The organism is candidate division KSB1 bacterium (assembly GCA_016214895.1).
GTDB lineage: Bacteria > Electryoneota > RPQS01 > RPQS01 > RPQS01 > JACRMR01.
The window spans coordinates 22,835-48,332 of record JACRMR010000003.1 but is presented as its reverse complement, the minus strand read 5'-3'; the positions used below and the strand labels follow the sequence as shown (position 1 = coordinate 48,332).

Genomic DNA, 25,498 nt, shown 5'->3' with positions numbered 1-25,498 from the left:
CTAATAGGTGTCGGGTAGCGGCGGCCCTGTGTGGCCGCCGTTTCTATTTCAGCAACAGCAGTTTTCGCGTCGCGACAAATGCCCCGCTCGTCACGCGCGCGAAATACAAGCCGCTCGGCAGGGCAGTCCCGGCGAACGCAAACTCATACTCTCCACGTTCGAGCACGCCGTCGTGCAGCGTCCGCACTTCGCGGCCCATGAAATCATAGACCACCACGCACGTCCGCGCCGTCCGCGGGATGGTCAGCGAAATGTTGGTCGAGGGGTTGAAGGGATTGGGGTAAGCGAGCAATTTGTACTTCTCTGCCATCGGCGGAGCACCGCTGACCGCGTCGATGAATTGAAAAGTCGTATCGCGCAATGCGTGGAACTGGTACGCGTCATCGACATAGCCTAACCGGTAATCATACCACTGGTCAGGCGCAACCGTTGAGTCAATGCTTGAGTAGGTCACAGGCTCCCAAGAATTCGCTGGACTGACCTGTGCGATCTGTTCAAACTCGCTCGAATCCACGGGTTTGCGGCGCAACTCATAACAGCGCAGCCACCATTCGTGCTGTGCTGACCATGTCACCAGTGCGCGCGGACCTTGCGGCTCAATCCCAAAATCATCGAGACTGGTCCGGGACTCCGGTGGTTCGGGAATGAATGCCCAGCCCGGGTCGTAGAGCGAGCCATCCGTGCAGCGTGCAGCCAGGCAATAGCCTTGCGCATAGGTGTCAAGTGTCGAGTCGAAGTAGTCGTAGGTGACGGCGCTATCGGATTGCCCGATGGCCGGAACGACGGCGATCAGATCCTGGCATCCCGCCCAGAAGCCGCCCGTCAGTACATACTCTTGCACATCGACTTCGTAGTCCACGACGAACTGTATCCAGTATCCGCTCGGGCAGGCCGGACTGTAGTCGAATACCGTGAACTCCACGGGTGCTGTACGTTCAGAAACCGTATCGCTGACAACCCCGCCACTGCCGTCGAGATCGTACGCGGAAATGTAATAGTGATACTCGATGCCGCGACCGAGCGGCTCGTCGTAGTAATGGTACATGGTCCCGTCGGGGTCGTCGCCGCGGCTCGGTGTCGTGACCACAAGTACATACTCTTCGGAATCGGCCCGCGTGCGCCATAACTCGAAGTAGTCCACACCCTGCTCATAGCTCGTGCGCCAGTATGAACTGGTACCCTCGGGAATGCCGTAGACGTGCAGATAATCAAACGTGAGATCGGCCCGCGTGATCGTGGCCGACACGCTCAGCAGTAGAATCAAGCAAGCTGCAATCGTTCGCATGATCGCCCTACGAGGTTGAAGTGTGAATAGCAGGAACGCACTTGACGGCACGCACCTTCGCGTGCCTCATCGGGATCTGAAAACGTCTTTTATCTTCCAGTAGCGGCGGCCCTGTGTGGCCGCCGTTTCTATTTCAGCAACAGCAGTTTTCGCGTCGCGACAAACGTCCCGCTGGTCACCTGCGCGAAATACAAGCCGCTCGGCAGGGCACTCCCGTCGAACGCAAACTCGTGCGCTCCGCGTTCGAGCACTCCAGCATGCAACGTCCGCACTTCGCGGCCCATGATGTCATAGACAACCACGCTCGTCCGTGCGGTCTGCGGAATGGTCAGTGAGATTGTTGTTGATGGGTTGAAGGGGTTGGGACGGGCCAGAACGTCGAATGAATTGGCCAATGGCCGAGTGCGTTGATCACTCGCTTGAGTCTCGGGTTCCAGCGCCAGCAGGCAAAAGTCCGATAGATAGGTTCCCGCAAAGAGGATCGTACCGTCGTCGAGCGCGATTAATCCGCCGAGCGAAGACCAGCCGGTCGAATCCGGACTCTTTACCCATAGTTCGTTGCCCGCGCTGTCAACGCGCATGATCAGGGGCTGCTGCGCGGTGCCTTGATTATTGACCAGCATTGCCGCGACACAGCCACCATCCGGCGTCGCGCGGATCATCGTCGGGACCAGTTCCATAACGTTTGCGCGATGGTGATGTACCCACATCACCTCGCCCGCGCTGTCCGTCCGCAGGATGGAAAAGTAGGGTCCGTCCGTGCCGTGATAATCGCCCGAAACAAAAAATCCGCCGTCCGCCGCGGTGTCCGGCATGAACAGGTGATTGGTCTCATCGTAGAACCGCATCCAGACGGAATCCCCCTCGGCATTAACCCGCACTACCGGTCCCGGTGAACCACCGGAGGAGCGATGCGATCAACCGGGCACGATCCAGCCGCCATCGCGGGTTTCAACGGCGTGCCACGCGCACAAATAAGCTTCGTTCCCATACTGGTGTGACCATTCCAGTTGACCGATGCTGTCGGTACAAGTGACGGCAATGTGATTCAAAGTGCCGCCGCTCATGACGAGTCCGCCGCTGCCGGTGATGCTGCCGTCACGATACTCCGCGGCGGGCATCGTCAGCGGGATCGTATCCCGAACGACGCCGCTGCTGTCGAGACGCAACAGGTATTTTGCATCCGGCGCGCGGGTGATACCGGCGATGACGAACTCACGGGTCGGAAGCTCGCGCGCGGCAAACGCGGCATCAAAGGTGCCGGACTGATGAGTCGCAGCCCAGACCATATCGCCCGCGCTGTCGATCTCGATGGCGTAAAGCTCAGACGGACCACTTTGTGTCGCGGAGACACTTCCGGCCAACAGGTAGCCGCGAGTTGTCTTGCTGAGTTGCGCGCATTTCTCAATGTCGCTGCCGCCGTAAGTCCAGCGCCAGATTTCCTGCGGCTGGGCGAAGCCGACCAGCGCAGAGCATAACGTACATACCAGTACCCCATAGCGAGACATAACGCCTCCTTATCACTTCAGCAACAAGAGTTTTTGTGTTCCGCCGAAACTCCCACTCGTCACCCGCGCGAAGTAGAGTCCGCTGCGCAGCGTGCCGCCGTCAAACATGAACTGATGCTCTCCGCGTTCGAGCACGCCATCGTGCAGCGTCTGCACTTCGCGGCCCATGATGTCGAAGACGGTCACCACTGTGTGCGCCGTTTGCGGGATGGTGAGCGAGATCGTTGTTGCTGGGTTGAACGGGTTGGGGTAGGAAGAAAGGCGCCAAGACGATTGGACCACGTTTCGGCCCACCGCACCGAGTTCAAGGCTCAGGTTGACCAGGCATGCCTCTGCGCGAGTGGGTCCCTGTCCGGCAAACACCACGTTTTGGGGAGTTGCGGAAACAATCGCACGAGGAGCGTAATTGATGGACGCGGTCCAGAGCGTGTCCCCGTTGGTCTCCAGCAGGGCCAGGTTGTGGCCGAAGATCGCGCCGCACAGCAGAATTCGTCCATCCAGAGGAAGAATCAAGATGTCTTCGATCCTCTGGCTGGGGTCATGATCTCCCACTGAGCGACTCCAGATCGTATCCCCATCTTCTGTCAAGCGAGACAAATAGACATCGTTCGTGCCACCAAATCGCCGCGCGTTCAGGGCGAGCAAGAAGCCACCGTTCAGGTGCGTCCGAATTAGCGGGTACCGAATCTCGTTCCATCCGTGCAGATATCGCGACAACATGACCTGCCCGGCCTGATTGACACGCACGAAATGCAAGCTGTCCCACTCCGAAATCGCGCCGACCCAGTCCCCTTCGTACGAGATATCAAAGTCGTCGAAGTAGGTATAGGGATCCGGAAGCCGGTGGACCGCAAGGATGCTGCCATTCGGCGCGATCCCCATGACGAAGAGGCGGGACCCGGGATCCAGCCAGTGCCCAATCATCACAGCCCCTGAGTCAGAAGATTGCTCAGCCGCGACTGCGCCGTTTAAATCATCACCACCAAAGTCAAGCTGAGAGTACGTAGTCCCATCGGCATTCAGCACAACGTACAACAACGCGTTTTGCCGGCCGGGCGTATCGGTAGTCCCGCATACGAGGTAGCGATTCTCGGCAATGGGCACAACCGTACCGACCACGTCGTCTTCAAGATCCCCGAGCACACGCGTCCACAGCGTGTCCCCGCTGGCATCAAATCTCGCGACAATTGCGTCTGAGAATAGAGCTGTGCGGCTACCCCACGCCAGATAGCCGCCGTCCTGAAAAGCAATCGCGCCGGTGAAGACCGACTCAAAGCCCGGATAACTTATGCCGCGCGTCCACACGGTATCCAACTGCGCGAACGCCGCCGGCAACAACATCAGCGACAACAAAAACGCAAGCAATGTCTTCATGATTCCCCCCACGGGAAGTTGGTGATTGGATGTCAGGCAGAAACAACGAGGCAAAAGCGCCGATACAACTGTATCGGCGCTCTCATTTCAGGAAGGGGTTTTACTCGTCCGCGGCTTCGGTGACTTTTTCGCGAAGTTCGCGGAAGGTGAGTTGGTCGTCTTTCGCGCTGACCTGGATCGTTGATCCTTCCGCAAAGCGGCCTTTCAGTAGTTCTTCGGCCAGCGGATCTTCCAGCACTCGTTCAACCGTTCGGCGTAAGAGCCGCGCCCCGACCTCCGGCTTGTAGCCGCGGTCGATAATCAGGTCCTTGGCCTTCTGATTCAGCGTGAGCTTGAGATTGCGGTCAACGATCCGCTTATTAATGTCCTCAACATAGAGCAACAGAATGCGGTCAATGGAATCGCGCTCGAGCATCTTGAACACCACGATCTCATCGAGGCGGTTCAGGAACTCGGGCCGGAACATGTTCTTGACCTCCTCCAGCATTCGCCCGCTCATCTTCTCATGATTGACCACATTCCCCTCGGTGAAGCCGAACTGCATCGACTTCGCCGCTTCGCGCGTCCCGAGGTTCGAGGTCATGATCATGATCGCATTGCGGAAATCCACGCGCTGACCGCTGCCATCGGTGAGTTCGCCCGCATCGAGCACCTGCAAGAGAATGTTGAACACGTCCGGATGCGCCTTCTCGATCTCGTCGAGCAGTACCACGCAATACGGCTTGCGGCGCACCTTCTCCGTGAGCTGTCCGCCCTCATCATAACCGACATAGCCCGGCGGCGCGCCGATCAACCGCGAGACATTGAACTTCTCCATGTACTCGCTCATATCGACACGGATCAGCGCATGCGGATCATTGAACAGGTATTCCGCCAGCGCATGCGCGAGTTCGGTCTTGCCGACGCCCGTCGTGCCGAGGAACAAAAAGCTGCCGATCGGCCGCTGCGGGCTCTTCAGACCCGAGCGCGCACGGCGCAACGAGCGCGCAATAGTTTCCAGCGCTTCGTCCTGCCCGATGATCTTGCCGCCCAGCGACTCCTTGATCTTCATCAGCCGTTCGCCCTCACCGCTGGTCACGCGCTGCACGGGAATGCCGGTCATGCGCGAAACCGTCGCGGCGATGTCGTCGGGAGTCACGGACAACGTGGGACGCGCCTCGCTCTTCTCCCACTTCTCCTTCTCCTCCTTCAGCATCGCCTCCAACTTGATCTTCTTGTCGCGCAGCATCGCGGCCTTTTCGTATTCCTGCCGCTTGACCAAGTCCTCCTTCTGCCCGCGAATGCCGTCGATCTCTTTCTCGATCTGAATGATCCGCTCGGGAATCACAATATGCGAAATGCGCACGCAGGAGCCGGTCTCATCGATCACATCGATGGCCTTGTCCGGCAAAAAGCGATCGGTAATGTAGCGGTCCGAAAGCTGCACCGAGAGTTCGATCACATCCTGGGGGTACTTGACGCCGTGATGCTCCTCGTACTTCTCCTTCAGCCCCAACAGAATCTGCACGGTGTCTTCCACCGACGGCGGATCCACGATCACCTTCTGGAATCTGCGCTCGAGCGCGCCGTCCTTCTCGATGGATTGGCGGTATTCCTTCAGCGTGGTCGCGCCGATGCACTGCAATTCGCCGCGCGCCAGCGCCGGCTTGAACATGTTCGAGGCGTCCAGCGACCCGGACGCACTGCCCGCGCCGACAATCGTATGCAGCTCATCGAGGAATAGAATGATATTCGAGTTCTTCTCGATTTCCTGCATGATCGCCTTGATGCGCTCTTCGAACTGCCCGCGGTACTTGGTGCCGGCGACAATCGAACCGAGATCGAGCGCAACCACGCGCTTGCCGAACAAGATCGGCGACACCTTCTGTTGCACAATGCGCAGCGCCAGGCCTTCGGCGATGGCCGTCTTGCCGACGCCGGGTTCACCCAACAGCACCGGATTGTTCTTCTTGCGCCGCGAGAGAATCTGCGCCACGCGCTCGATCTCGCGGTCACGGCCGATGATCGGATCGAGTTGGCCGTCGCGCGCAAGCTTGGTCAGATCGCGCGAAAAGTGATCGAGATTCGGCGTCTTCGATTTCTCCGCCGGAGCCGACGGCTGCGCCTGGCCGCTGCCGCGCAGCAGATTATCGAGCTCCGCTTTCACGCCTTCGTAGGTCACACTGAAGCCGTGCAGCACCTGCGCCGCCATCGAATCTTCCTCTTTCAACAGCGCGAGCAGCAAATGCTCGGTGCCAATGATATCGGACGAGTAATTCTTGCCCTCGATATAGGATACCTTCAGCACCTTTTCCGCGCGCTTGGTGAACGGAATGTTGCCGATCTTCATGGTACCCTTGGACGTATCCACCATCTCCTCCACGGACTCGCGAATCTCGTCGAGATCGCAACCGAGATTATGCAGGATTTGAACGGCCAGCCCGTCGCCGAGACGAATGATGCCGAGCAGAAGATGCTCGGTACCAATGAAGTCGTGCCCTAACCGCAGAGCCTCTTCACGGGAATATTGAATCACCTGCTGAACCCGCAGGGAGAACTTATTTTGCATGGTTACCTCAGACGGGGCCGAATGCCGCGCGTCGTTACCTCAACTATGAGACTCAATTCAATTTACGACGGTCGAATGGGAAAAGCAACCTCGCGGCATACGCCCGACCGCACTTGTCTCCAAGTACCCCAAACCCGGCGTCCTCATGGAGAACGTGGAACGGCTGCGTGGCTCTGCGGAGATTGTGACAAAACCAAACCACGATTCAGTCAGGGTGTCGAATTTGCAAAAATTCTGCCTATGCAAGATTGACCGGTTTGGGGGACGCTAACCAATATACTTGACGGAGGCAAAGACCTCGCGGGCACGGGCGGCACGGCGGCGTTGCCGATCATCAACGGCAGTCTTCGGTGGAGCCGTATAGTCCAAGTACGGACGGGTTAACTCAAAAGATAACAACGATATGATCGCCCGGTCCAACCCCTCGACCCAGCCCAGGTCAAGGCCAAGCCGTACGCCGGAAAGCAGGGCCAGAGCCTCACGTGTAGTCAGCACGCGGGCCGATTGCAGGATGGCGACGGAGCGGGCGACACGATCCCGAATCTGTTCAGGGCGCTGAGTTTGGAGGTCAATTCGGGCCAGAGCTTCCCGTTCCTGCACCTGCTCCCCGAGTGATTTCATCCGTCCGAGGGACTCCGGTAGGGTTCGAGCCAGTCCCGGGCCATTCGAGAAGTCGAAGAGATTCGCGAATGCTTCTGACCCGCTACCGTTCGGTGTCGTGACAAAGAAACCAGCGGTTGCCAATTCCTGAACCAGCGGTTCGATCCCGCGAGTCATCACCAATGCCGGCAGATGGGCAACCACCGAAACATGGACGCCGTCGCCGAGGTCGTAGGGCCGGGTGGTGAGGAAGCCCAGCGTGGGTGACCACGCGAAGCGCAGGTAAGTTGCCAGTTCGTTGACGATCGGGGCCAGACTCTCGTAGGCGGCTTCCGGTTGCAGTCCGGCGACGATCTCCACGGCGCGAATGTGGTCGTCCGTACACACCTGTACCGCGCGATCCCGCTGCTTCCAGGCATAGACGCCGCGCGGGCTCTCATCCGCTTTCATTCGCAGCGATATCGCCCGCCGTTCGTGCAGCAGCGCCAGTTCCGGCGCCGTCAGCGACGCCAGCGACAAGAAGATTCCCGCCTCGACCGGCTGGGAGTCGCTGATCGCGCGCCCCACCAGTCGCAGCACGCGAATGCGGCCTTCCGTGTCGAGCTTGTGCGTGAACTTCTCTTCGGCAAGATTGCGCGCGATGCGCACCCGCGTCGAGAGAATGACCGCGCTATCCATGTCGCCGGAGGTCGCCCAGCGCGGCAGGGGATCGAGCACGTTCAGCGGAGAGTTATCGGCGATCCTGCTCATCGGAAAGTCCCCCGCGGTTCCGGGGAAAAGGAAAAGGGGAGTGAGACGATCACAGCTCCTTCAAGCGATCCCGCAGCCGTGCGGCCTTTTCGTAGTTTTCTTCGAGCAACGCGAGTTGCAACTCCATCTCGATATCCTCGCGCACCATGAAGTCGAGTTTGGTCTGCGTGTCGTTGTCCTCATTCACCACCCGCACGGTCGGCGCCTCGGGCGCCGTGGCATCGGGGGCATTGCGCCGCGTGACGCCGTGCATGCGACGCAGCACCGGGTCGAGCAGATCGGCGAAGACTTCGTAGCAATGCGCGCAGCCGAAGGCCGCGGTTTGCGCGAACTCGTCGAACGTCGTCCCGCACTTCGGACACGCGCGCTTCAGTTTCTCGGGTTTGGGAGCAGCCATGGAAATCTAATCGAATAGATGAAAATAGAAATTTCTTCGCCGGGGCATCCGTCCGCGGGAGCCCGGATTCGCGCTTCCGCGAACGCGCGGGGCAGATCGCATCACCCGTGCGGATCGTCGAAGATCAGGGGCAGCGGCCACGCCTTCACGCAACCCGTCCCCCGCTCAAGGGGGACTACAGGGAGGTGTCAGAAGCAACTGCACTTCAGCGATTCAGCAATTCGCACTCACTTCTGCAGCACGACTTTTCGCACGGCGACTTCGCCGCCCGCCCTCAGCCGCGCAAAATAGACGCCGCTCGACAGCTCGCGGGCCGCTCCGGCTCCGTTCCACTGCACAGAGTGCGCCCCGGCGGGCATGGTCGCGTCAATCAGCGTCCGCACATGATTTCCGAGCAGATCGAACAGGGCAAGCTGCACAGGCTCGTCGCGCGCCAGCGTGAAGCGGATGCTCGTCGAACTGTTGAAGGGATTGGGATAGACCGACTCGAACGAAAACGACTCCGGCATTTCGCGCTCACGGGGGCGCGCCGCCGTCGTGCCAAAGCCCGGAGTGGGGGCGCTCAGCTCGACAAAATCCGAGGTGCTGTGATTGGTGTCGAAGCCCGGCGAAATGCGCTCGGCCGAGTGTCCCGTCTGTGGCAACACACCGATGATGGCGCCCGTGTCGATCGAGTCGTTCAATTGCGGCCAGTAATCGTGCAGATTGCGCAGATACTCGACGCCGTCCACGATCGTATGCCAATCCAGCACCGCCACCAGACTGCCGCACGCCTGATCGGGATTGCAGGGCCGAATCTGAAAATCCTCACCCGTCGCCAACAACACCTGCCCCGCCCCGGGAACGAAGAACCAGTCGAACGGAATCGACAGCGCATCGTCGAGATTCGGCACCGCCGGATTGTCTCCCGGCGCAAGCTCCAGCGAATCCGTGCTCTCAAAATCCGCCCCGCGCAAATCGAGCGACAGCGGGTCCTCGCCCGTGAAGTCGTGCGCGTCAATCGCGATCACAAAATATTGCGACGGACGCAACGGAAGCAACGTGTCCCCCGGCTCCCCGGGAAACTTGAAACAGAGCTGCGCGAACGTGTCCAGCCCCTGGGCGATAAACGCGCCGTCGAGATACGCGGTCTGATCCCCGCCATTATACAGCTCGACAAATCCGTCCTGCATGACGCCCAACGGCGAACCGGCGAAGTAGAGTTCATTCAACTTCACCCGATCCGCCGTCGTCAGCGCAAAACTCGCCGACGAAATCAGCAGCCCTAGGATGATATGCCGAGGCCAAACGTTCATGGTTCCTGGATTGCAGTAAGGGCCGATTGCATCGCCCGTGTGGATCGCCGATGGACGCGACTGCCGTCCACAGGCGGGAGTCGGTGGATTTCGCTTCGGGCCTGCCGCCTCCTACCTCAGCCGGCCCGCCCTGTTCCAATAGAACCGAGTCAAACCGTTCGGGGTTCCGATCAGCAAGTCATCGCCAAACAACCGGAGCACCTGAACGTGGTTGTCGATGAGCCCGTCAGCGGTGGTATAGCTGATCCACTCGCCGGTATCTTTGCGGTAGCGGTACATGCCGCTGCCGTCGGTTCCCACCCAGACATGCCGGTCCGTCGCCAGAATGCTGCTCACGCGGCTGCTGTTGAACCACGTGTTCGATAGCCAGCTTTTCAGATAACCGCCGTCTGTGTTCATGACTTCAATCCCATCCGGGGTCGCCAGCCACACACTATCGCCATCGAGACACAGGTCCACGACCGGCGCATTCAGCAGACCGCCTTCGAGATCGACATAGCTGAATTCACGGTTGCTCGCGGACCCCTTGAACAGCCCCTGCGGCGTCGCCACGAACAGGTCATCGTTGAACAGCAGCAGATCGGTCACTCCGGCCAGTTCGATTCCCGGATTCTGTACCCGCCAGATCTCCCCCCCCGCGCCCAGTTCGCAGAGGCCCCGCACCGTCCCCACCCAGAGCGAATTCCCGCCGCGGGCCAGCGCACGAATCTCACTGGCATAGAGATTGTCCGTCACATCCAGCCGCTCCCACGTCCCCCTCTTCTCATGATACGAGAGTAACCCCTCATTGGTTGCAAACCAGACTTTGCCGCCCCAGTCCGTGATGTCCCAGACGTCGGTGGATCGGATGCGTGAGTCAGCGCGCCGCTCAACCGTCGTCCACTCGTCGAAATAGTCGTTCACCCGCGCAAATCCTTCGCGCTCGCCCGAGTTCAGCCCGCCCATCCAGATCTTTTCGGGTCCGATGTGGATCGTGCGAACATCGTTTCCCGCCGGTCCCGCCTGGTAGAATGTCGCGCTCCCGAGTCTCAAATCGGTCTGCATGATCCCGGCACCCCACTGCGCGGTCCAGAGCGTACCCCAGCGGTCCATGATCCAGTCTGTGATCGGAGCCGGGCGCAGCTGCTGATCGATGACCGTGCCGTCAGCCTGCCAGGTATAGCCGGAGGGCATCAGCGCTACCGGGAAGCCGACGGGTGGCAGCGGCTGCGGATTCAGCAAATCGTTGCGTTCCAGCGGAATCTTCGAACGCAGCCCGCGCCAGCGGACGTTCCCCGGATCAGCCCCGCTGATATCGATCATCAGGCCGCCGAACTGCCGCGAGCCCTTGTAGCGCGTGACGGCATCATACCAGATCGGATCGGGAATCGGACTATTCGGGTGGAACAGCCGCGTATAGAGGCTGGCCGGAATCGTCTCTACGTACAAATCTTCACCGCCCACTCCCAGATTCACGACCAGCTCCTGCTCCGTCCAACGGTCGTGATCGGTGAGCTTCCAGCTCTCCATCCCGAGGTCGTACTGCAGTAGCTGCGTGCGTGTCGCCACCCACAAGCGCTGCGCCGGATCATCGAAATAGAGCAGCATCGGATCGTCGATTCGCACCGGCCCCGACAAACTGTAGCCGACGACCATCGGATCATACCACTGTCGCTTGAGCAGATCGTAGTTGAGAATCCCGCCCGACGTCGCCACGAACAGCTCATGCTGACCCGCGTCCAGCGCCCGCGCATAGCGAAAATCCTGATAGGACACCCAGTCGCCGGGATCGTAGAGCTGCTGAGCGGAAGCAGCCAGAACAAGGAACAAGGAACAGGGAACAAGGATCAATGCGTAGCGCGTCATCGAGCCGACCTCTTGACTTTGCGTTGAATGGAGTACAGGATTGCAAGCAGCTCATCGGCTTCACCACTCAGAGGACCCACTTTGGTCCGCGGTACCAATCCGGAGTCGATCAGTAACTCAAGCCAGTATCCGGTCTCGTCAAGTTCCTGCATTGCACTCTGTATCTTGCTCAAGAACTCGGCGTTGGACCGCGCTCGGCACGCTTCACGATATTGCGCACCAACAGAAGTCCCCGAGCGAAGGACTTGACTGGCAATCGGACCCGTCGCTCCTGATCGAGGCAACGATTGGTAGAGCCGGATGACTCGAAGGGCAAGCCGCTTGGTCCGCGCTCTCAATTCAAGTCTCTCGGAACTTTGTTCCTTGATCCCTGTTCCTTGTTCCTTCATTTCGTCCGCCATCCTTCCGCCTTCTCCCCTCGCAGCACTCCTCCGACCAGTCGTTGGAATTTCTCACTGGCTCGCTCCGCCACCCGCTGCACATGCTCATGATCGAGCACCGATCCCGGAATCGCTGCGCTGAAATTCGTCACGCAGGAAATCCCCAGCACGCGCATCCCGAGTGCCGTCGCCATGATGACTTCCGGCACGGTGGACATGCAGCCCGCGTCCGCGCCGAGGCGGGCCAGCATGCGCGCCTCAGCTTTGGTCTCATACGTGGGGCCCGTCAGCGCCGCCAAGGTGCCGCGTTTCAACGGAATCTGCTCCCGTAACGCCACCCGCTCCGCCAGCTCGATCAACTCCTGATCGTAGAATTGACACACGTCGGGACAGCGCACTCCCTCATCCCAGAGTCCCAGCAGCGGATTTCGGAATTGCAGGTTGATGTGATCCTCGATCAGCAGCAGATCGCCCGGCGCGAACCGGGGGGTAAACGAGCCCGCTGCATTCGTGACGATCAACGTGCGAATCCCCAGCACGTGCGCGAGTCGCACCGGCGTCACCACCACCTCCGGCGCATAACCCTCATAGACGTGCACGCGACCCTGAAACGCCATGACCCGAGTCGCGCCGACGTTTCCCACGATAATTCGCCCCGCATGTCCCGCCACGGTGGATTGCGGATAGCCGGGGAGATCGCGCGTGGAAACCGCGCGCGCATCTTCCAGTGTGTCCGCGAACTTGCCGAGTCCCGAGCCGAGAATCAGCGCCACATCGGCCGGCCCCGGGACCCGTCTCGCCATGGCCTGCACGTCGGGCAGCAACCTGTGGCTCAGGCCCATAGCGCCCCCGTGCCGGTCATCCAGTCGGCAATCCGGTCGCAGGCTCGCGGCAGGTCGCCGTCGGACACGTCCAGTTCATAGTGCGGCAACCGCGATTTCGAGATGAGCTCGCGCATGAGTTCCTGCTCCCGGACAAACACCGAAAGATCGTCATACTGGCTTGGCTTGCCGGAGACTTCCAGCCGCTTGTCGCGCGCCCCGGCAAACGAGGCGGCCGTACGCGTGCAAAAGATGATCACAAACTTCAGCGGCAACAGCTTCGCTTCCAACCACCCGAAGTCATAGTCGCGGTTCCGCTCGGCGGACTGATAGGCCTGCGTCGAGATGTGGAACCGGTCCACGATCCACGAGTAGTACGGCATCAGCTCAAACAGCCGCGCCCACGTCGCATAGGTCTCCAGGGCGCGCTGCTCCTCGTCCGGCGCGAAATTGATCGGCCCCCGCCCCCACGGGAAGTTCGTGAACGCGCACCACTCGGCGGAGATCAGCGGGGAATGATAGCGATACCGGCGCGGCCCAACGATCCGCGGATGTTCGTTCAACGCGAACGCGAGATCGGTCTTGTGCGTGAGTCGCGTCCCTTCGAGTATGATCTTGGGGCAGAGTTTGGCTGACATTCAGGACTTTGGCTTATGCGACCCTCGGGTGGCGAAAAATCACGTTTCCGCGGGGTTGCGAAATTGCAGGGAATTTGCTAAATTGAAAACCATGCTGAGACCGAAATTACTTACGACCCTTCAGGATTACAGCCGCGAACAGTTCCGCCAGGATGTGGCCGCGGGCATTATTGTCGGCGTGGTGGCGCTGCCCCTGTGTATCGCGTTTGCCATCGCCAGCGGATTATCTCCCGAACGCGGGCTACTCACCGGAATCGTCGCGGGACTTCTGATCAGCGCGTTGGGCGGAAGCCGCGTGCAGATCGGCGGGCCCGCCGGCGCGTTCATCGTGATTGTTTACGGAATCGTCCAACAGTATGGCATCGAAGGGCTGATCACCGCGACCTTGATGGCGGGCATTGTGCTCGTCGTAATGGGCCTGGTCGGCCTCGGGTCCGTCATCAAGTTCATCCCGCAACCCGTGGTCACCGGCTTTACCAGCGGAATTGCCGTCGTGATCTTCTCGAGCCAGTTTCCCGACGCGCTCGGTCTGACACTGCCGGACCTGCCCGCGGAATTTGCGGGAAAATGGTTGGCGATCATTCCCGCGATTCCGGACGTGAGTCCCGAGGCGTTTGCCATCTCCCTCGGGACCATCCTGTTGCTGGTGAACTGGTCGAATTGGAAGCGCATCTCGCAGCGCATCCCCGGCCCCTTCGTCGCGCTGATCGCGGGGACCGTGCTGACGCAACTGCTTGGGCTAAACGTGGAGACGATCGGTACGCGGTTCGGCGAGATTCCGTCGGTCTTCCCCGCGCTGGTCTTTCCGGATCTGTCACCGGACGTGCTGCGCGGCTTGATTCAGCCCGCCATGGTCATCGCCATTCTGGTCGCGATTGAGTCGTTGCTCTCGGCGGTGGTTGCCGACGGCGCGATTGGCGGCCGCCACCGGTCGAATATGGAACTCGTCGCGCAGGGCACCGCCAATTTCGCGTCAGCCCTGTTCGGCGGCATGCCCGCGACCGGCGCCATTGCCCGCACGATGACCAATATCAAGAATGGCGGCCGTACGCCGATCGCGGGAATCGTTCACGCGCTCACGCTGCTCGTCATTACGGTCTTTGCAGCGAAGTGGGCGTCGCTGATTCCGCTGGCCTGCCTGGCCGGCATCCTCGTGGTCGTCGCCTACCACATGTTCGAATGGCATTCGTTCGTCGCCACCCTGCGCAGTCCAAAAGGCGACGTGGCCGTTATGCTCATCACCTTCGGGCTGACCGTGGTCGTGGACCTGACCGTGGCCATCGAAGTCGGCATGGTAATGGCCGCATTCCTGTTCATGAAGCGGATGTCGCAGGTTACGAACGTGGCCGTGATTCGCCGCGAGTTGACCGATCAGCCGGATATCGAACTCGGAGCGAAAGGATACCAGATTCCGCCCGGCGTGGATGTCTATGAAATCAACGGGCCGTTCTTTTTCGGCGCGGTGTACAAATTCAAGGAAGCGATCAATGTCGTCGGCAAGCATCCGCGCGTGCGCATTCTGCGCATGGCTCAGGCCAATGCGATCGACGCCACGGGGTTGCGCGCTCTGGAAGAGGTCTGGCACGATTGCCTGAAACACGGCAGCACGTTCCTGATCTCCGAGATTCATGCACAGCCGTTTGTCGCCCTCATGAAGTCGCCGGTGTTCGAGAAAATCGGCGAGGAAAATGTGCTGGCGAGTTTCGAAGAAGCGCTCGCCCGTGCCCGCATCCTGCTCGCCGAGGATGGAGCCGTCGCACCGGCCAAACGCGTGGACTACTGATTCAGCCGTAGCGTCGCACGGGCTCGTTGCCCAAACCAACATCCGCCGAGCCGGGTGCCCTCACCCCGCCGGAATCGGAACGAGTCGCGCCCCACTTTTCATTGAGTTTGTGAGTTCCTTCGCAGCTCCCGGGCACCTGCGTCCCGGTTCGTGAATTCGACCCCATGTTACGACTGCGAGACTTCACTCGTGCGGCACTTCTTGCGGACGTTACCGCCGGCCTGATTGTCGGTGTCGTGGCGTTGCCGCTTTGCATTGCCTTCGCCATCGCCAGCGGTGTCTCCCCCGAGAAAGGCATCTTCGCGGCGGTGATCGGCGGGGCGTTGATCGCGCTGACTTCCGGTTGCAGAGTACAAATCGGCGGGCCTTCGGGCCCGTTTGTCGTGCTCGCGCTCGGGATCGTAACGCAATACGGATTGGATGCGCTGGCCGTCGCGACTTTCATGGCGGGAGTCGTCCTGGTGCTCATGGGCCGCTTCGGCTTCGGCTCACTGATTAAGTTCATTCCCTACCCGGTCACCACCGGATTCACGACCGGGGTCGCGATTCTGTTGGTTACCGGTGAGTTGCCCGATCTGCTCGGCCTGCCGGTGTCGGTCGCCGGTGGCAATGTGCTGGCCAAGTGGATCACCGCCGGTTCCGCGCTCGGTTCGGCCAATTACTACGCCATCGCGATTTCGGCCATCACCGTGCTGCTGCAACTGACCGGATTCCGGCCGCTCGGGAAGATCCCCGGGTCGCTGATCGCACTCGTCGTCACGACCGCCGCCGTGCAGCTGCTTCAACTCCCCGTGGAGACCATTGGCAGTCGCTTCCCCGATCTGCCGTCCGCCATTCCGCCGCCCGTGTTCCCGGCGCTCAGTTTTGATCTGCTGCGCACGATGGTCTCGCCGGCGATTGCCATCGCGCTGCTCGCCGCGATGGAATCGTTGCTCGCGGCGGTCGTAGCCGATGGCATCACCGGCAACACACACGAACCCAATCGCGTCCTGACCGCCCAGGGATTGGCCAATGTCGGCAGCGCGCTCTTCGGCTGTCTGCCGGTCACGTCGGCCATTGCCCGCACCGCCACCAACGTTCGCAACGGCGCGACCACCGCCGCATCCGGCGCTGCGCACGCGCTATTCCTGCTGCTGGTGCTGCTCGCGTTTGGCCGCTGGGCGTCGCTCATCCCCCTCGCAGCCCTCGCCGCCACGCTGGTCGTCGTGGCCTTTCATCTGTTTGACTGGCGAGCGGTCGTAGCCCAACTCAAGGGGCCGAAGGCTGACATCGCCGTCCTCTTCACGACGCTCGGGATCACCGTGCTTGTTGACCTCGCCACCGGGATCCAGATCGGCATTGCGCTGGCCGGTGCGCTCTTCATCAAACGCATGTCGGCGGTGACCGGCGTGCGAGTCTTCACGCAGGAATTGGATCGGGCGAGCCAGAAGAGTCCTGCCGCGTCCGCGATTCCGCGCGGCGTGGATGTGTACGAAATCAACGGGCCGCTGTTCTTCGGCGCGGTGTACAAGCTGCGCGAAGCGATGCAGATTGCGCGCAAACTGCCGCGGGTCCGGATTGTCAGAATGGACAAGGTCAATGCCATCGACAGCACCGGATTGCACGCACTCGAAGAACTCTGGAAGCTCTCCCGCAAGCAGCGGGCGGCCCTGATTATCTCCGAGATTCGCGCGCAGCCGTTTGTCGCGCTGATGAAATCGCCGGTGTACGTACTGATCGGCGAAAGCAACGTCGTGGCAACGTTTGATGAGGCACTGTCACGCGCCCGCGAACTCATCGTGGAGTCCACACCCGTCCCACCGGCGCGCACCGGGAGCTGACGAGCACGGATGAACTCAGGAACAGAAGGGCGGGTCGTGGACCCGCCCTTTTTCAATTACCTGCCGCGTGCGACGCCGGCTGTCGGAATCGGAGAGTCCACGCCGCCAGGGTCACCAGACCGTCGCACCCCGCGCAGGGTCTCCTGACCATCATGGAATTCCGATCCGCCAATTCCCGATTAGTGCACGTGCGCGTACTTGTCGCGCGGCTCAACCGCCGGCGGTTCCGCGAACGGTCCGCCGTCCGCGCTCAACCCGAATACCGGCGTCAGCCCACTTGGCACACGCTCCGGAACCGTCAGCAGCAATTGCGGCAACGCCGTGCCCGGATCCGTCAACGCCTTGAGGAAGGACACGAGGTCTTCGACTTGCCCGTCCGTCAGATTGAGCGGATCACGAACAAGGGAATCCACCGCTTCATCGGGACACTGCGGATGGCGCGGCTGGCAGCCATGGTTGTAGAACTGCACGACTTCCTCCAGCGATCCGAACACGCCGTCATGCATGTACGGCGCGGTCAGTTCCACGTTGCGCAGGGTCGGTGTGCGGAAGGCATAATTATCACCGGGATTCAGCGTGAATTCACACCGGCCCAGGTCATCGCCCGGAATAATCGCCTTGCCCGGACCGATCTGCGGCGCGCCCTGCACGGTGAATTCATAGTTGCTGAACACGGGCGCCGGGTGGCACTGGCTGCATTTCGCGGTCGTGAAGAACAGCTCCAAACCGCGCTTCTGCGAATTGGTCAGCGCATGATCGTCGCCGTCGGCATAGCGATCATACGCCGAATTGCGGGTGACCAACTCGCGTTCGTACGCGCCGATCGACCGGCCGTAAGTCGAGGAGTCCACCACGTGCTCGCGCAGACCCATCTGCCATTCCTGGTGCTCTTGCGGAAAGGCGTTCATGAACAGCGCGACGTACTCGTCGATCGCGCGCAGGCGATTCAGCACCGAGTCCAGCGACGTGGCGCCGGCCACGTCGTCATCGCCGGGGTAAGCATCGCCGCGCATCTCCACGCGCGACGTGATCGGCTTGGTCGCCTGCACTTCGAGGCTCTTCACGCGACCGTCCCAAAACTGGAATCCGTTGTGACCGTGCACGCCGTGCTCGTCCGCGTTATAGGCGGTGTTGAAACAGGTCGGCGCATTGCGCGGCGTAAACCCGACAGGAGCGCCGCTGATCCGCGAACTGCCGCTCGTGCGCGTCGGTCCGAGGCTGCGGCCGCCCGCCACACCGATCGGCAACTGGCGCCCGTCGCCGAACGCAAAGTCCGGATGATGGCAGGTCGCGCACGACACGTCCAGCTCGCCGCCCAGAATCGGGTCAAAGAACAGCAGCCGCCCGAGCGTGATTCGCTCCTGCATCGGCGGATTGTCCGGCGGATAGTCGATCGGTCCCAGCGGCACCAGCGCGAACTGTTCGCGCAGCGGGTCCGTCGCCGGGGCCTGAATGATGGTCGTGTTGTGCTCTTCCTTGCAACCCAGCAGCACCAGCAGCGGTGTCAGCAACAATAACAGACGTAAAAACGGCTTCATGGCGGACCTCTCCTGTTTTTCCGCGCGCCGATGCATCCGGTGCGCGGGCTAAATGTACGTTGAGCGCAGCCTATCGGTGAAAGACAAATTTGGCCGTGAATTCAGGATGTCAGCACGCCCGCGATCGTGGCGGTCTGCCAGCAGGCGAACGCGCCGCAGAACATCGCGCGCAAGCCAAGTTTCGCCAGATCGTGCCGGCGCTCCGGCACCAGCGCTGAGATCCCGCCGATCTGAATCGCGACGGACGAAGAATTACAAAAGCCGCACAGCGCGTACGACGCCAGCGTGATCGTGCGTTCGCTAAGCGCGCCCGACTCGATCAGCTTGGACAGCTCGATGTACGCGACGAATTCATTAATCGAGATCTGCGTGCCGATCAGGTAGGCGAAATCGCGGCACTCGTGCCACGGCACGCCGACGATCACCCCGACGGGAACGAACACGACGCTGAAGATCGTGCGCAGACTATCCGGGAACCAGAGAAAGCCCCAATCGAACAAGTGGCCCGACGTCCACGAGAGCAGCGCGTTAATCAGCGCAATCAGCCCGATGAATGCGATCAGCATCGCGCCCACGTTCGCCGCCAGCAACAATCCGTCCCGCGCTCCCGCACCCGCCGCGTCGATCACGTTGGACGCGGGGGGAATCTCCGGCATCTGCACCTGGCCGGCCGTCAGCGGCTTGTCACGTTCCGGAATCGCGATCTTGGCGAACACAAACGACGCCGGCGCGCACATCACGCACGCCGCCAGCAGATGTTTCGCCGGAACGCCAAGCAGGATATATCCCGCCATCACGCCGCCCGCGATCCCCGCGAACCCGCCGACCATCACCGCATTCAGTTCGCTCATCGTGAGCCGGTTCAGGAACGGCCGGATCACCAGCGGCGCTTCGGTCTGACCGACGAAGATATTCACGGCGGTCGAAAGCGATTCCGCGCCCGACGTGCCCATCGTCTTGGCCATCAGCCAGGCGACGCCCTTGACGATGCGCTGCAGGACCCCGAGGTGATAGCCGATTGACGTCACCGCGCCGACAAAGATAATCGTCGGCAAAATCGCAAACGCGAATTGAAAGCCGAACGTCTGCTGATACTCTTGCTTGACCAAATTCCCGAACATGAAGGCCGCGCCTTCGTTCGAATAGCTCAGGAATTTGGTGACGACATCCCCCAGCCACGCGAAGCCACTCCGCCCCCACGGTGTCCACAGAATCAGAAACGCAAACGTGAATTGCAGCCCCACGCCCCATAGCACCACCCGCCACGGAAAGTGCCGCCGGTCGGTTGACAGAATCAACCATGCCAGCAGGATCAGAACCGGAATGCCGAGCAGGGAAAGGAGGCGCTCCATCAATTCGGGAACGATGAACGATGAACGATGAACGACGAAGCGGTCAGGACCGGGTCCTTCGGGACTTGACTCGTTTCACCGATGCTACAAGTATTGATGTCAATTCCTCGGTTTCTCGCATGAGTGGTGCTAAGCGGCGAGGCTCGACGATCTTCGCGACGATCAGCAGCTCCAACCAATACGTCGTCTCGCCCGGCTCACCCAGCGCACCTTCCATCTTGCTGACAAAGTCGGCATCGGATTTTGCGCGATGCGCCTCGCGCTGCTGAGCGCCAACCGAGAGCCCGCTTCTCAGCAACTGTCTGCTGATGGTCTGTGCCGCGGGCGCCTTGGGCAATGCTCCTTGAAGTCGAATGATCCGAAGCGAAAAGTCGAGTAGCCGGGCTTTCAAGTCAGCCCCCGGCTTGCCGCGGCTGTCCGGCGCGGGGTCACTCATCGCCGTCCCCGCATCGTCCTCATGGCGGCTTCATCGTTCATCGTTCATCGTTCATCGTTGACTTCCCATCCCGCCGTCCTCATCCCTTGTTGATCGTCAGCGTGAGCTGGTCCACAGCGATCTTCGCCGCCGGCGCCACAAAGCACTTCCTGCAGCGCGGTTCATAGGAGTCATATTCCCCGACCAGTACGCGCTCGTCGGAATCAACCGTCCGCTGCGTGTGCTTCGCCGGATTGCCGCAGCGCACGCAGATGGCCAGGGTCTTGTCAATATATTCGGCGATGCACAGCAGCTGCGGAATCGGCTCGAACGGCAGTCCGCGATAGTCGGTGTCCAGCCCCGCGATAATCACGCGCTTGCCGGAATCGGCGAGCTGCTGCACCACCGGCACGAGTTCCAGTCCGAGGAACTGTGCTTCATCCACGCCCACCACCTCGGCATGCTTCGCCAGCTCCAGAACCTCCCACGGCGACTCCACGACTGACGACGGAATCGCCAGCCGCGAGTGCGAGACGATCTCGGTCTTGGCATAGCGCACATCGAGCTTCGGCTTGAAGATTTCGACCGCCTGCTTGGCAATCCGCGCGCGCACGAGCCGGCGGATCAGTTCTTCGGTCTTCCCCGAGAACATCGGTCCGCAAATTACTTCAATCCAGCCGGTATTACGAGGAGAGGGATGCACACGCAAACTTGAAACGTGAAACTTGAAACCTGAATTGCGAATTTGCTGTAGGGGCCGCTTGCATCGCCCGTATCAAAGTGCCACCGACCTTTGTAGCGCCGCATGGATATGCGCTCTGGCTGTACATCCCGCATCGAGAGCAGCGTTACGCAGACCGTCTATGGCCATTCAGCATTGCATGCAGCGGGATGCACAAGAAGACTCACTTTCAGGGCGCCGTGGCGTGGATAAACACTGCCCAAATGTGAATCAATGTGACCGTTATGTTGAAAGCATTTGCGAAGATCCTCAGCGTTCGATCCGTTGGTACAGTGTCGGCGGATTTGTACCACACGTAGTATCCAGCGACAGGTGCTAGCGCAACCAGCCTGAACCATCCTGAGTAGTCACTTAGCCACGTGAACAGAGACAGAAGCAGAGTGAGAGAGATGGAGGCGATGAGAACTTGTCTGAACCGCAAGGTCAGTCTGGTCTCGCGCAGTTCCCGCTCCTTCTTATCTCGTTCAGCTAGCGCCTTCTTGTAGTCGGCTTCAGTTCTTTCACGCGCTTCTCTCTCTCTGTCAAGCTGTTGTCGTGCACTAACTAATTCGTTCTTGGATGATTGAAGTTCGGCTGCAACCTCGGCTGACTGTTCCTCGCTTGCTTTCTTAAGCGTAACATAGTCTTTTATCGTAGACGCCGACTGGGACTTCAGCAGTTCCACTTCACGAGCGAGTTTTCCGCGCTCGTCCTCCTCTCGTAGTCTTGTTGCTTGTGCCTCACGGAGCGACTTATCAATCTTCTCACGAATCACGCTTTCAAGATCAGCCGTTCCGATCCTCGATTGCGCCTGAAGAAGCTCCTCCCTATCCTCTTGCGATCGAAGAGTTCTATAAGCGAATTCGATAACAGGCAAGTCGCCGGGAGTCTCCTTGGCATGATTTCGTACCAGCTTCTGGAATAGATGAAGCGTTCTGGTGTCATATGTCGTTCCAACGGAGACATTGGAGAGGAAATGGTCAATTCCCGCGCTGGCGAGTTCTTGAGGGTTGGCTATCCAGAGCAGATTAGTCATGCTATAGTCCATAATCACTTCCGGAATGGTACCATTCGCCCTGTGAGCCTCCCTGTTCCAACGGTGCAAGACCCTGTCGCACGTCAAGAACCAGTCCTGTGCCTCCTTGAAACTCCCTATCTCGCCGCCGCGCGCTCTTCTCACTTGATGAACGGCAGCGACATCATGCATTGCCTCCTGTCTGAGGATTTCATCAGTCTTCCCGGACTTAAATTTGGAGACTCGCTTGCCGTTCACGAGCGACTCAATTTCGGTTGATTCCAAATTCATACGCCCGGGCTCGGCGGTCTGAATAACCGAAAGCCCCATGGTGCCGATGGCACCTTCAAGATTATCGACAGATCGCTCGAAGTCTATGCGACTCAATCTGCGTCTATGAACAGCCGACACAACGCCGTTGAGGTCGCTCTCTCGCAACGACTCCCTCACCGGCCCATCTAATAGATCAAGTGCCTCGCGCCCATACCACTCAAGTACTCTGCGGAGTTCAGCAATTGTAAAGGAATACACGCAAACTGATGCTCGACCGGCGGTAAGCGCATCGAACAATTCTTGTGCTGCAGCACATTCATAAACGGTTTGCCAGTTGAGAAGGCGGAGCAAGAAATTCGTGTCCAAGAATACTCTTACCTTGCTCTTTAGCTCCGGCAAAGACGCGAGATTATCGCGTAACTCTACCACTGCGAGAAGTGACGACGACAAATAGAGATCGCGTGCTATTCCATACAGTCGTTCATTGTTCGTTCTGATTTCTCGGAAGAAGTCGGCAAATTCCCGGTTGAGCTTGGGCGAGACATCGGTCGTGGATGCCTGGGCCTGAGATTCATCCGCACTTAATAGTAGAGCAGCGACGTCGACCGCATGATTCCGGAACTGCTGGACAATAAGGACCCGTGCTTCTCCGTCCGAAATGGACACGTCCGTTGCCTTGCAATAGTTCTGAAACGCTTGAATCAGCTCATTTATCGAGCGCGCACGCCGATCTTGCGCATCTAGTTCCTCTATGCGCAGGTCACCACTCACCTCAACAAACTTCCCGTTTTCGAAAGTCCTCAGTACCCCCGTTTGTTCGAGTCGACGCAACAAGGTCTGAACCGTCACCAAAGGAATGACAATACAATACTGTTCCCGAATATGGTCTCTGATTTGTTCGGTTGACATCTGCACGCGACGATCATCTTGCTGGCACAAATCCGCGATGGCCTTCTTCACCAGAGGGACGAAGTATTCAAGCAAGTCGTGCTGTCGCTGGACCGCTAGCCCGACAAGTGACATTCCCATCACACGTCTTTGCGCATCTCGAGCAGCGCTAGCGATAATCTCCAAACTCGGTTGCGGATTTGCACTTGTCATGAAGATTCTCCAAGCAAGACCAGCGTAACGACTCCCGCTTGTGGCGCGCAATACTGAAGTAAGATCTTGGCGGCTTGCGCCACGACAACCATCTCCGATGCCTCCCCCAACTTCTTCCGCAATCCGGCTCGCACTGTTTTGATTTGATTTCTATTTCCCCATGACCGCCATCACCGCCAACCCGTCCCAACCCTTGCAGCCAACGGTCTGGATCGCGGTGGCCTGCACACGCGGTTCGGCGGCCACGGCGGCAAGAAATTGCCGAACACCCACCACCAGCGGATCAGCACTCGCGCCGTTCGCCACTTCGCCATGGCGAATCACATTGTCCGCGATGATCAGAGTGCCGGGCCGCGCGAGCTTCAGCGACCACGCGAAATACTCAGCGTAGCTCGGCTTGTCCGCGTCAATGAAGATCAGATCAAACGGTCCGCGTCGCGCCGCCACGAGTTCCGGCAGAATCTCCAGCGCGTTCCCTTGCCGCACTTCGACCGTGCGCTCGTAGCCAGCGCGCCGCAAGTTCGCCCGCGCGACATCGGCATGATGCGAATTCGCTTCCAGTGTGAGCAGATAGCCGTCCGCCGGAAGTCCCCGCGCGAGCCAGATCGTGCTGTAGCCGCCCAGCGTGCCAATTTCGAGAATCTGTCGCGCACCGATCACCTGCCCGAGAATCTGTAACAGCTTCCCCTGATTCGGCGCCACCTGAATCCGCGGCAACCCCGCGTCGTCGCACGCGCGCAGCACGTCAGCGAGCACCGCATCCGCGGGATGCAACAGGTCGATCACGTATGCATCAACCGCGGTCCACTGCTCAGGATTCACCATGCGATACCGGAGAGGTGGCTACTGCTGCGGCACGAGGCGCGCAAGCTGTTCGGCGACTTGCGGGAGTTCGATGGTCGCGATGTTCCACACTATATCCCAGTCAATCTCCATGTAGCGGTGAAAGATCCGGTTTCGAGTACCAATGATTTTGGACCACGGAAGCTCGGGATGAGCATCCTGAAATGGCCGTGATACCGAACTGGCGGCCTCCCCGACATTGCCGATTTGCAGAGCGACTGAGTCCCGCTTTTCCAAGTCGGTGTCGAATTCCTGGCGTGTCACACCGGCAACCGACACCGCTACGCGCCGCGCCGCCAGCAGCATGTAGAGCAGATAGGTTTCGTCATGCGGCATAGAGCGTCCGAATATTCGAGAGAATGCTGTTACGCATCAGGTAGTTCTCGCTCTGGACGATGCTGCGCTTGGTCAGCAGGTCCACACGGCGGCCGAAGATCGTCGCGAGTTCATGCTCCATCTCAACGATGTCGAATCCCCATGTTGCGTCCCGGGCAAACTCCACCATTACGTCCACGTCGCTGTCGGGCCGGAACTGATCGGTGAGCACGGAGCCGAACAGCGAGAACTCCACGACTTTCCAGCGCTCGCAGAAGGCTCGGATCCGGTCCATCTCCAACGGAATGCTGGGATGATCGTTCAGCATCTTTTATTTGTTCCTGTTTCGACCCGTTTCATCGCGGATAGATCCCGAACCACTGCGCAAACCGCCGATGCAGCGAGTGCGGAAAGCCCGTCCCGGCGAGGAACATCAGCGGACAATGCCCGTCGATCAGCGTCACGCCAAGCTTCACGCACTGCTCCGCCAGTTCCGCACGGACAGAGGCCCGGCCCTCCTGACCACGTACCCAGATCCGCTGCAGGCCCGCGTCGAGGCACGCGTGCACACTTGCATCACTCTGCGCGGGCGGCAAGATCACCAGCGCTGCATCCAACCCCGCGGGCAGCGCCGCAATCTCCGCGACACACGGAATACCGTCGATGTCTTTGCTATTGCGATTGACGCCGATCAGATCGCGGCCGCGCCGCCGCAATTCACGCGCAACGCTTCGCGAGTAGCTGCGCTGCTCCCGCGACAACCCGATGATCGCGATTCGCTTGATCGCCAGGAATTCGTCAATCTGTGATTTCGTTCCTCGCGCCTTAGTCGCTGCCTGATTCATGGTACTTATCGCTATTCCTGTTCGCACCCCATCCCC

At 60.0% G+C, this 25,498-nt stretch carries 23 protein-coding genes; 2 read left to right on the top strand and 21 right to left on the bottom strand.

What is annotated here, in order from left to right; genetic code table 11:
* Positions 1-43: 43 nt before the first annotated feature.
* The 12 genes from HZB60_02275 to HZB60_02220 form a co-directional block, all read right to left on the bottom strand.
* A complete protein-coding gene (locus tag HZB60_02275; protein ID MBI5058590.1) occupies positions 44-1,285 on the bottom strand; it encodes a T9SS type A sorting domain-containing protein in 1,242 nt (413 codons plus the stop codon).
* Positions 1,286-1,413: 128 nt separating this feature from the next.
* On the bottom strand, positions 1,414-2,133 hold the full coding sequence (locus HZB60_02270) for a T9SS type A sorting domain-containing protein (GenBank protein MBI5058589.1): 720 nt from the start codon (positions 2,131-2,133) through the stop codon (positions 1,414-1,416).
* Positions 2,134-2,202: 69 nt separating this feature from the next.
* Positions 2,203-2,793, bottom strand: a complete 591-nt coding sequence (locus tag HZB60_02265; protein MBI5058588.1) for a hypothetical protein — start codon at positions 2,791-2,793, stop codon at positions 2,203-2,205.
* Positions 2,794-2,805: 12 nt separating this feature from the next.
* The gene (locus tag HZB60_02260; protein MBI5058587.1) at positions 2,806-4,167 is read right to left on the bottom strand and encodes a T9SS type A sorting domain-containing protein; all 1,362 of its coding nucleotides are present in this window, start codon (positions 4,165-4,167) and stop codon (positions 2,806-2,808) included.
* A gap of 100 nt (positions 4,168-4,267) precedes the next feature.
* The gene (locus HZB60_02255) at positions 4,268-6,715 is read right to left on the bottom strand and encodes an ATP-dependent Clp protease ATP-binding subunit (protein ID MBI5058586.1); all 2,448 of its coding nucleotides are present in this window, start codon (positions 6,713-6,715) and stop codon (positions 4,268-4,270) included.
* 267 nt (positions 6,716-6,982) lie between these two features.
* On the bottom strand, positions 6,983-8,065 hold the full coding sequence (locus HZB60_02250) for a hypothetical protein (GenBank protein ID MBI5058585.1): 1,083 nt from the start codon (positions 8,063-8,065) through the stop codon (positions 6,983-6,985).
* Between the two features lie 49 nt (positions 8,066-8,114).
* Entirely contained in the window at positions 8,115-8,462 is a 348-nt protein-coding gene (locus HZB60_02245; GenBank protein MBI5058584.1) for a UvrB/UvrC motif-containing protein, read from the bottom strand.
* A 227-nt stretch (positions 8,463-8,689) separates the two neighbouring features.
* Complete coding sequence (locus HZB60_02240) at positions 8,690-9,757, bottom strand: T9SS type A sorting domain-containing protein (protein ID MBI5058583.1); 1,068 nt, start codon at positions 9,755-9,757, stop codon at positions 8,690-8,692.
* A gap of 111 nt (positions 9,758-9,868) precedes the next feature.
* On the bottom strand, positions 9,869-11,602 hold the full coding sequence (locus HZB60_02235; protein ID MBI5058582.1) for a hypothetical protein: 1,734 nt from the start codon (positions 11,600-11,602) through the stop codon (positions 9,869-9,871).
* A complete protein-coding gene (locus tag HZB60_02230; protein ID MBI5058581.1) occupies positions 11,599-11,991 on the bottom strand; it encodes a four helix bundle protein in 393 nt (130 codons plus the stop codon). The genes HZB60_02235 and HZB60_02230 overlap by 4 nt, the downstream gene beginning before the upstream one ends.
* Positions 11,988-12,785 (bottom strand): purine-nucleoside phosphorylase, encoded by a 798-nt coding sequence (locus HZB60_02225; GenBank protein MBI5058580.1) that lies wholly within the window; start codon positions 12,783-12,785, stop codon positions 11,988-11,990. The genes HZB60_02230 and HZB60_02225 overlap by 4 nt, the downstream gene beginning before the upstream one ends.
* A gap of 29 nt (positions 12,786-12,814) precedes the next feature.
* A complete protein-coding gene (locus HZB60_02220) occupies positions 12,815-13,441 on the bottom strand; it encodes a hypothetical protein (protein ID MBI5058579.1) in 627 nt (208 codons plus the stop codon).
* 91 nt (positions 13,442-13,532) lie between these two features.
* Here HZB60_02220 and HZB60_02215 point away from each other — a divergent pair, with 91 nt between their 5' ends.
* A complete protein-coding gene (locus HZB60_02215) occupies positions 13,533-15,224 on the top strand; it encodes an STAS domain-containing protein (protein MBI5058578.1) in 1,692 nt (563 codons plus the stop codon).
* A 164-nt stretch (positions 15,225-15,388) separates the two neighbouring features.
* Positions 15,389-17,044 (top strand): STAS domain-containing protein, encoded by a 1,656-nt coding sequence (locus HZB60_02210; protein MBI5058577.1) that lies wholly within the window; start codon positions 15,389-15,391, stop codon positions 17,042-17,044.
* 179 nt (positions 17,045-17,223) lie between these two features.
* Here the strand turns inward: HZB60_02210 and HZB60_02205 are convergent, their stop codons facing one another.
* The 9 genes from HZB60_02205 to HZB60_02165 all read right to left on the bottom strand — a co-directional run bounded on the left by HZB60_02205 (position 17,224) and on the right by HZB60_02165 (position 25,462).
* On the bottom strand, positions 17,224-18,582 hold the full coding sequence (locus HZB60_02205) for a cytochrome-c peroxidase (GenBank protein ID MBI5058576.1): 1,359 nt from the start codon (positions 18,580-18,582) through the stop codon (positions 17,224-17,226).
* Positions 18,583-18,683: 101 nt separating this feature from the next.
* Complete coding sequence (locus tag HZB60_02200) at positions 18,684-19,934, bottom strand: NupC/NupG family nucleoside CNT transporter (GenBank protein MBI5058575.1); 1,251 nt, start codon at positions 19,932-19,934, stop codon at positions 18,684-18,686.
* 43 nt (positions 19,935-19,977) lie between these two features.
* Positions 19,978-20,370 carry a four helix bundle protein gene (locus HZB60_02195; GenBank protein ID MBI5058574.1) on the bottom strand — a complete coding sequence of 131 codons (393 nt, stop codon included), beginning with the start codon at positions 20,368-20,370 and terminating at the stop codon, positions 19,978-19,980.
* A gap of 79 nt (positions 20,371-20,449) precedes the next feature.
* Positions 20,450-21,052, bottom strand: coding sequence for a thymidine kinase (locus HZB60_02190; GenBank protein ID MBI5058573.1), 603 nt, complete (start codon positions 21,050-21,052; stop codon positions 20,450-20,452).
* 208 nt (positions 21,053-21,260) lie between these two features.
* Complete coding sequence (locus HZB60_02185) at positions 21,261-23,459, bottom strand: hypothetical protein (protein ID MBI5058572.1); 2,199 nt, start codon at positions 23,457-23,459, stop codon at positions 21,261-21,263.
* A 150-nt stretch (positions 23,460-23,609) separates the two neighbouring features.
* Complete coding sequence (locus HZB60_02180) at positions 23,610-24,281, bottom strand: O-methyltransferase (protein ID MBI5058571.1); 672 nt, start codon at positions 24,279-24,281, stop codon at positions 23,610-23,612.
* Positions 24,282-24,302: 21 nt separating this feature from the next.
* Complete coding sequence (locus HZB60_02175; protein MBI5058570.1) at positions 24,303-24,638, bottom strand: DUF86 domain-containing protein; 336 nt, start codon at positions 24,636-24,638, stop codon at positions 24,303-24,305.
* Positions 24,628-24,912: a nucleotidyltransferase domain-containing protein gene (locus HZB60_02170; protein ID MBI5058569.1), complete on the bottom strand. Its 285-nt coding sequence runs from the start codon at positions 24,910-24,912 to the stop codon at positions 24,628-24,630. The genes HZB60_02175 and HZB60_02170 overlap by 11 nt, the downstream gene beginning before the upstream one ends.
* A gap of 61 nt (positions 24,913-24,973) precedes the next feature.
* Positions 24,974-25,462: a CoA-binding protein gene (locus HZB60_02165; GenBank protein MBI5058568.1), complete on the bottom strand. Its 489-nt coding sequence runs from the start codon at positions 25,460-25,462 to the stop codon at positions 24,974-24,976.
* Positions 25,463-25,498: the final 36 nt, after the last annotated feature.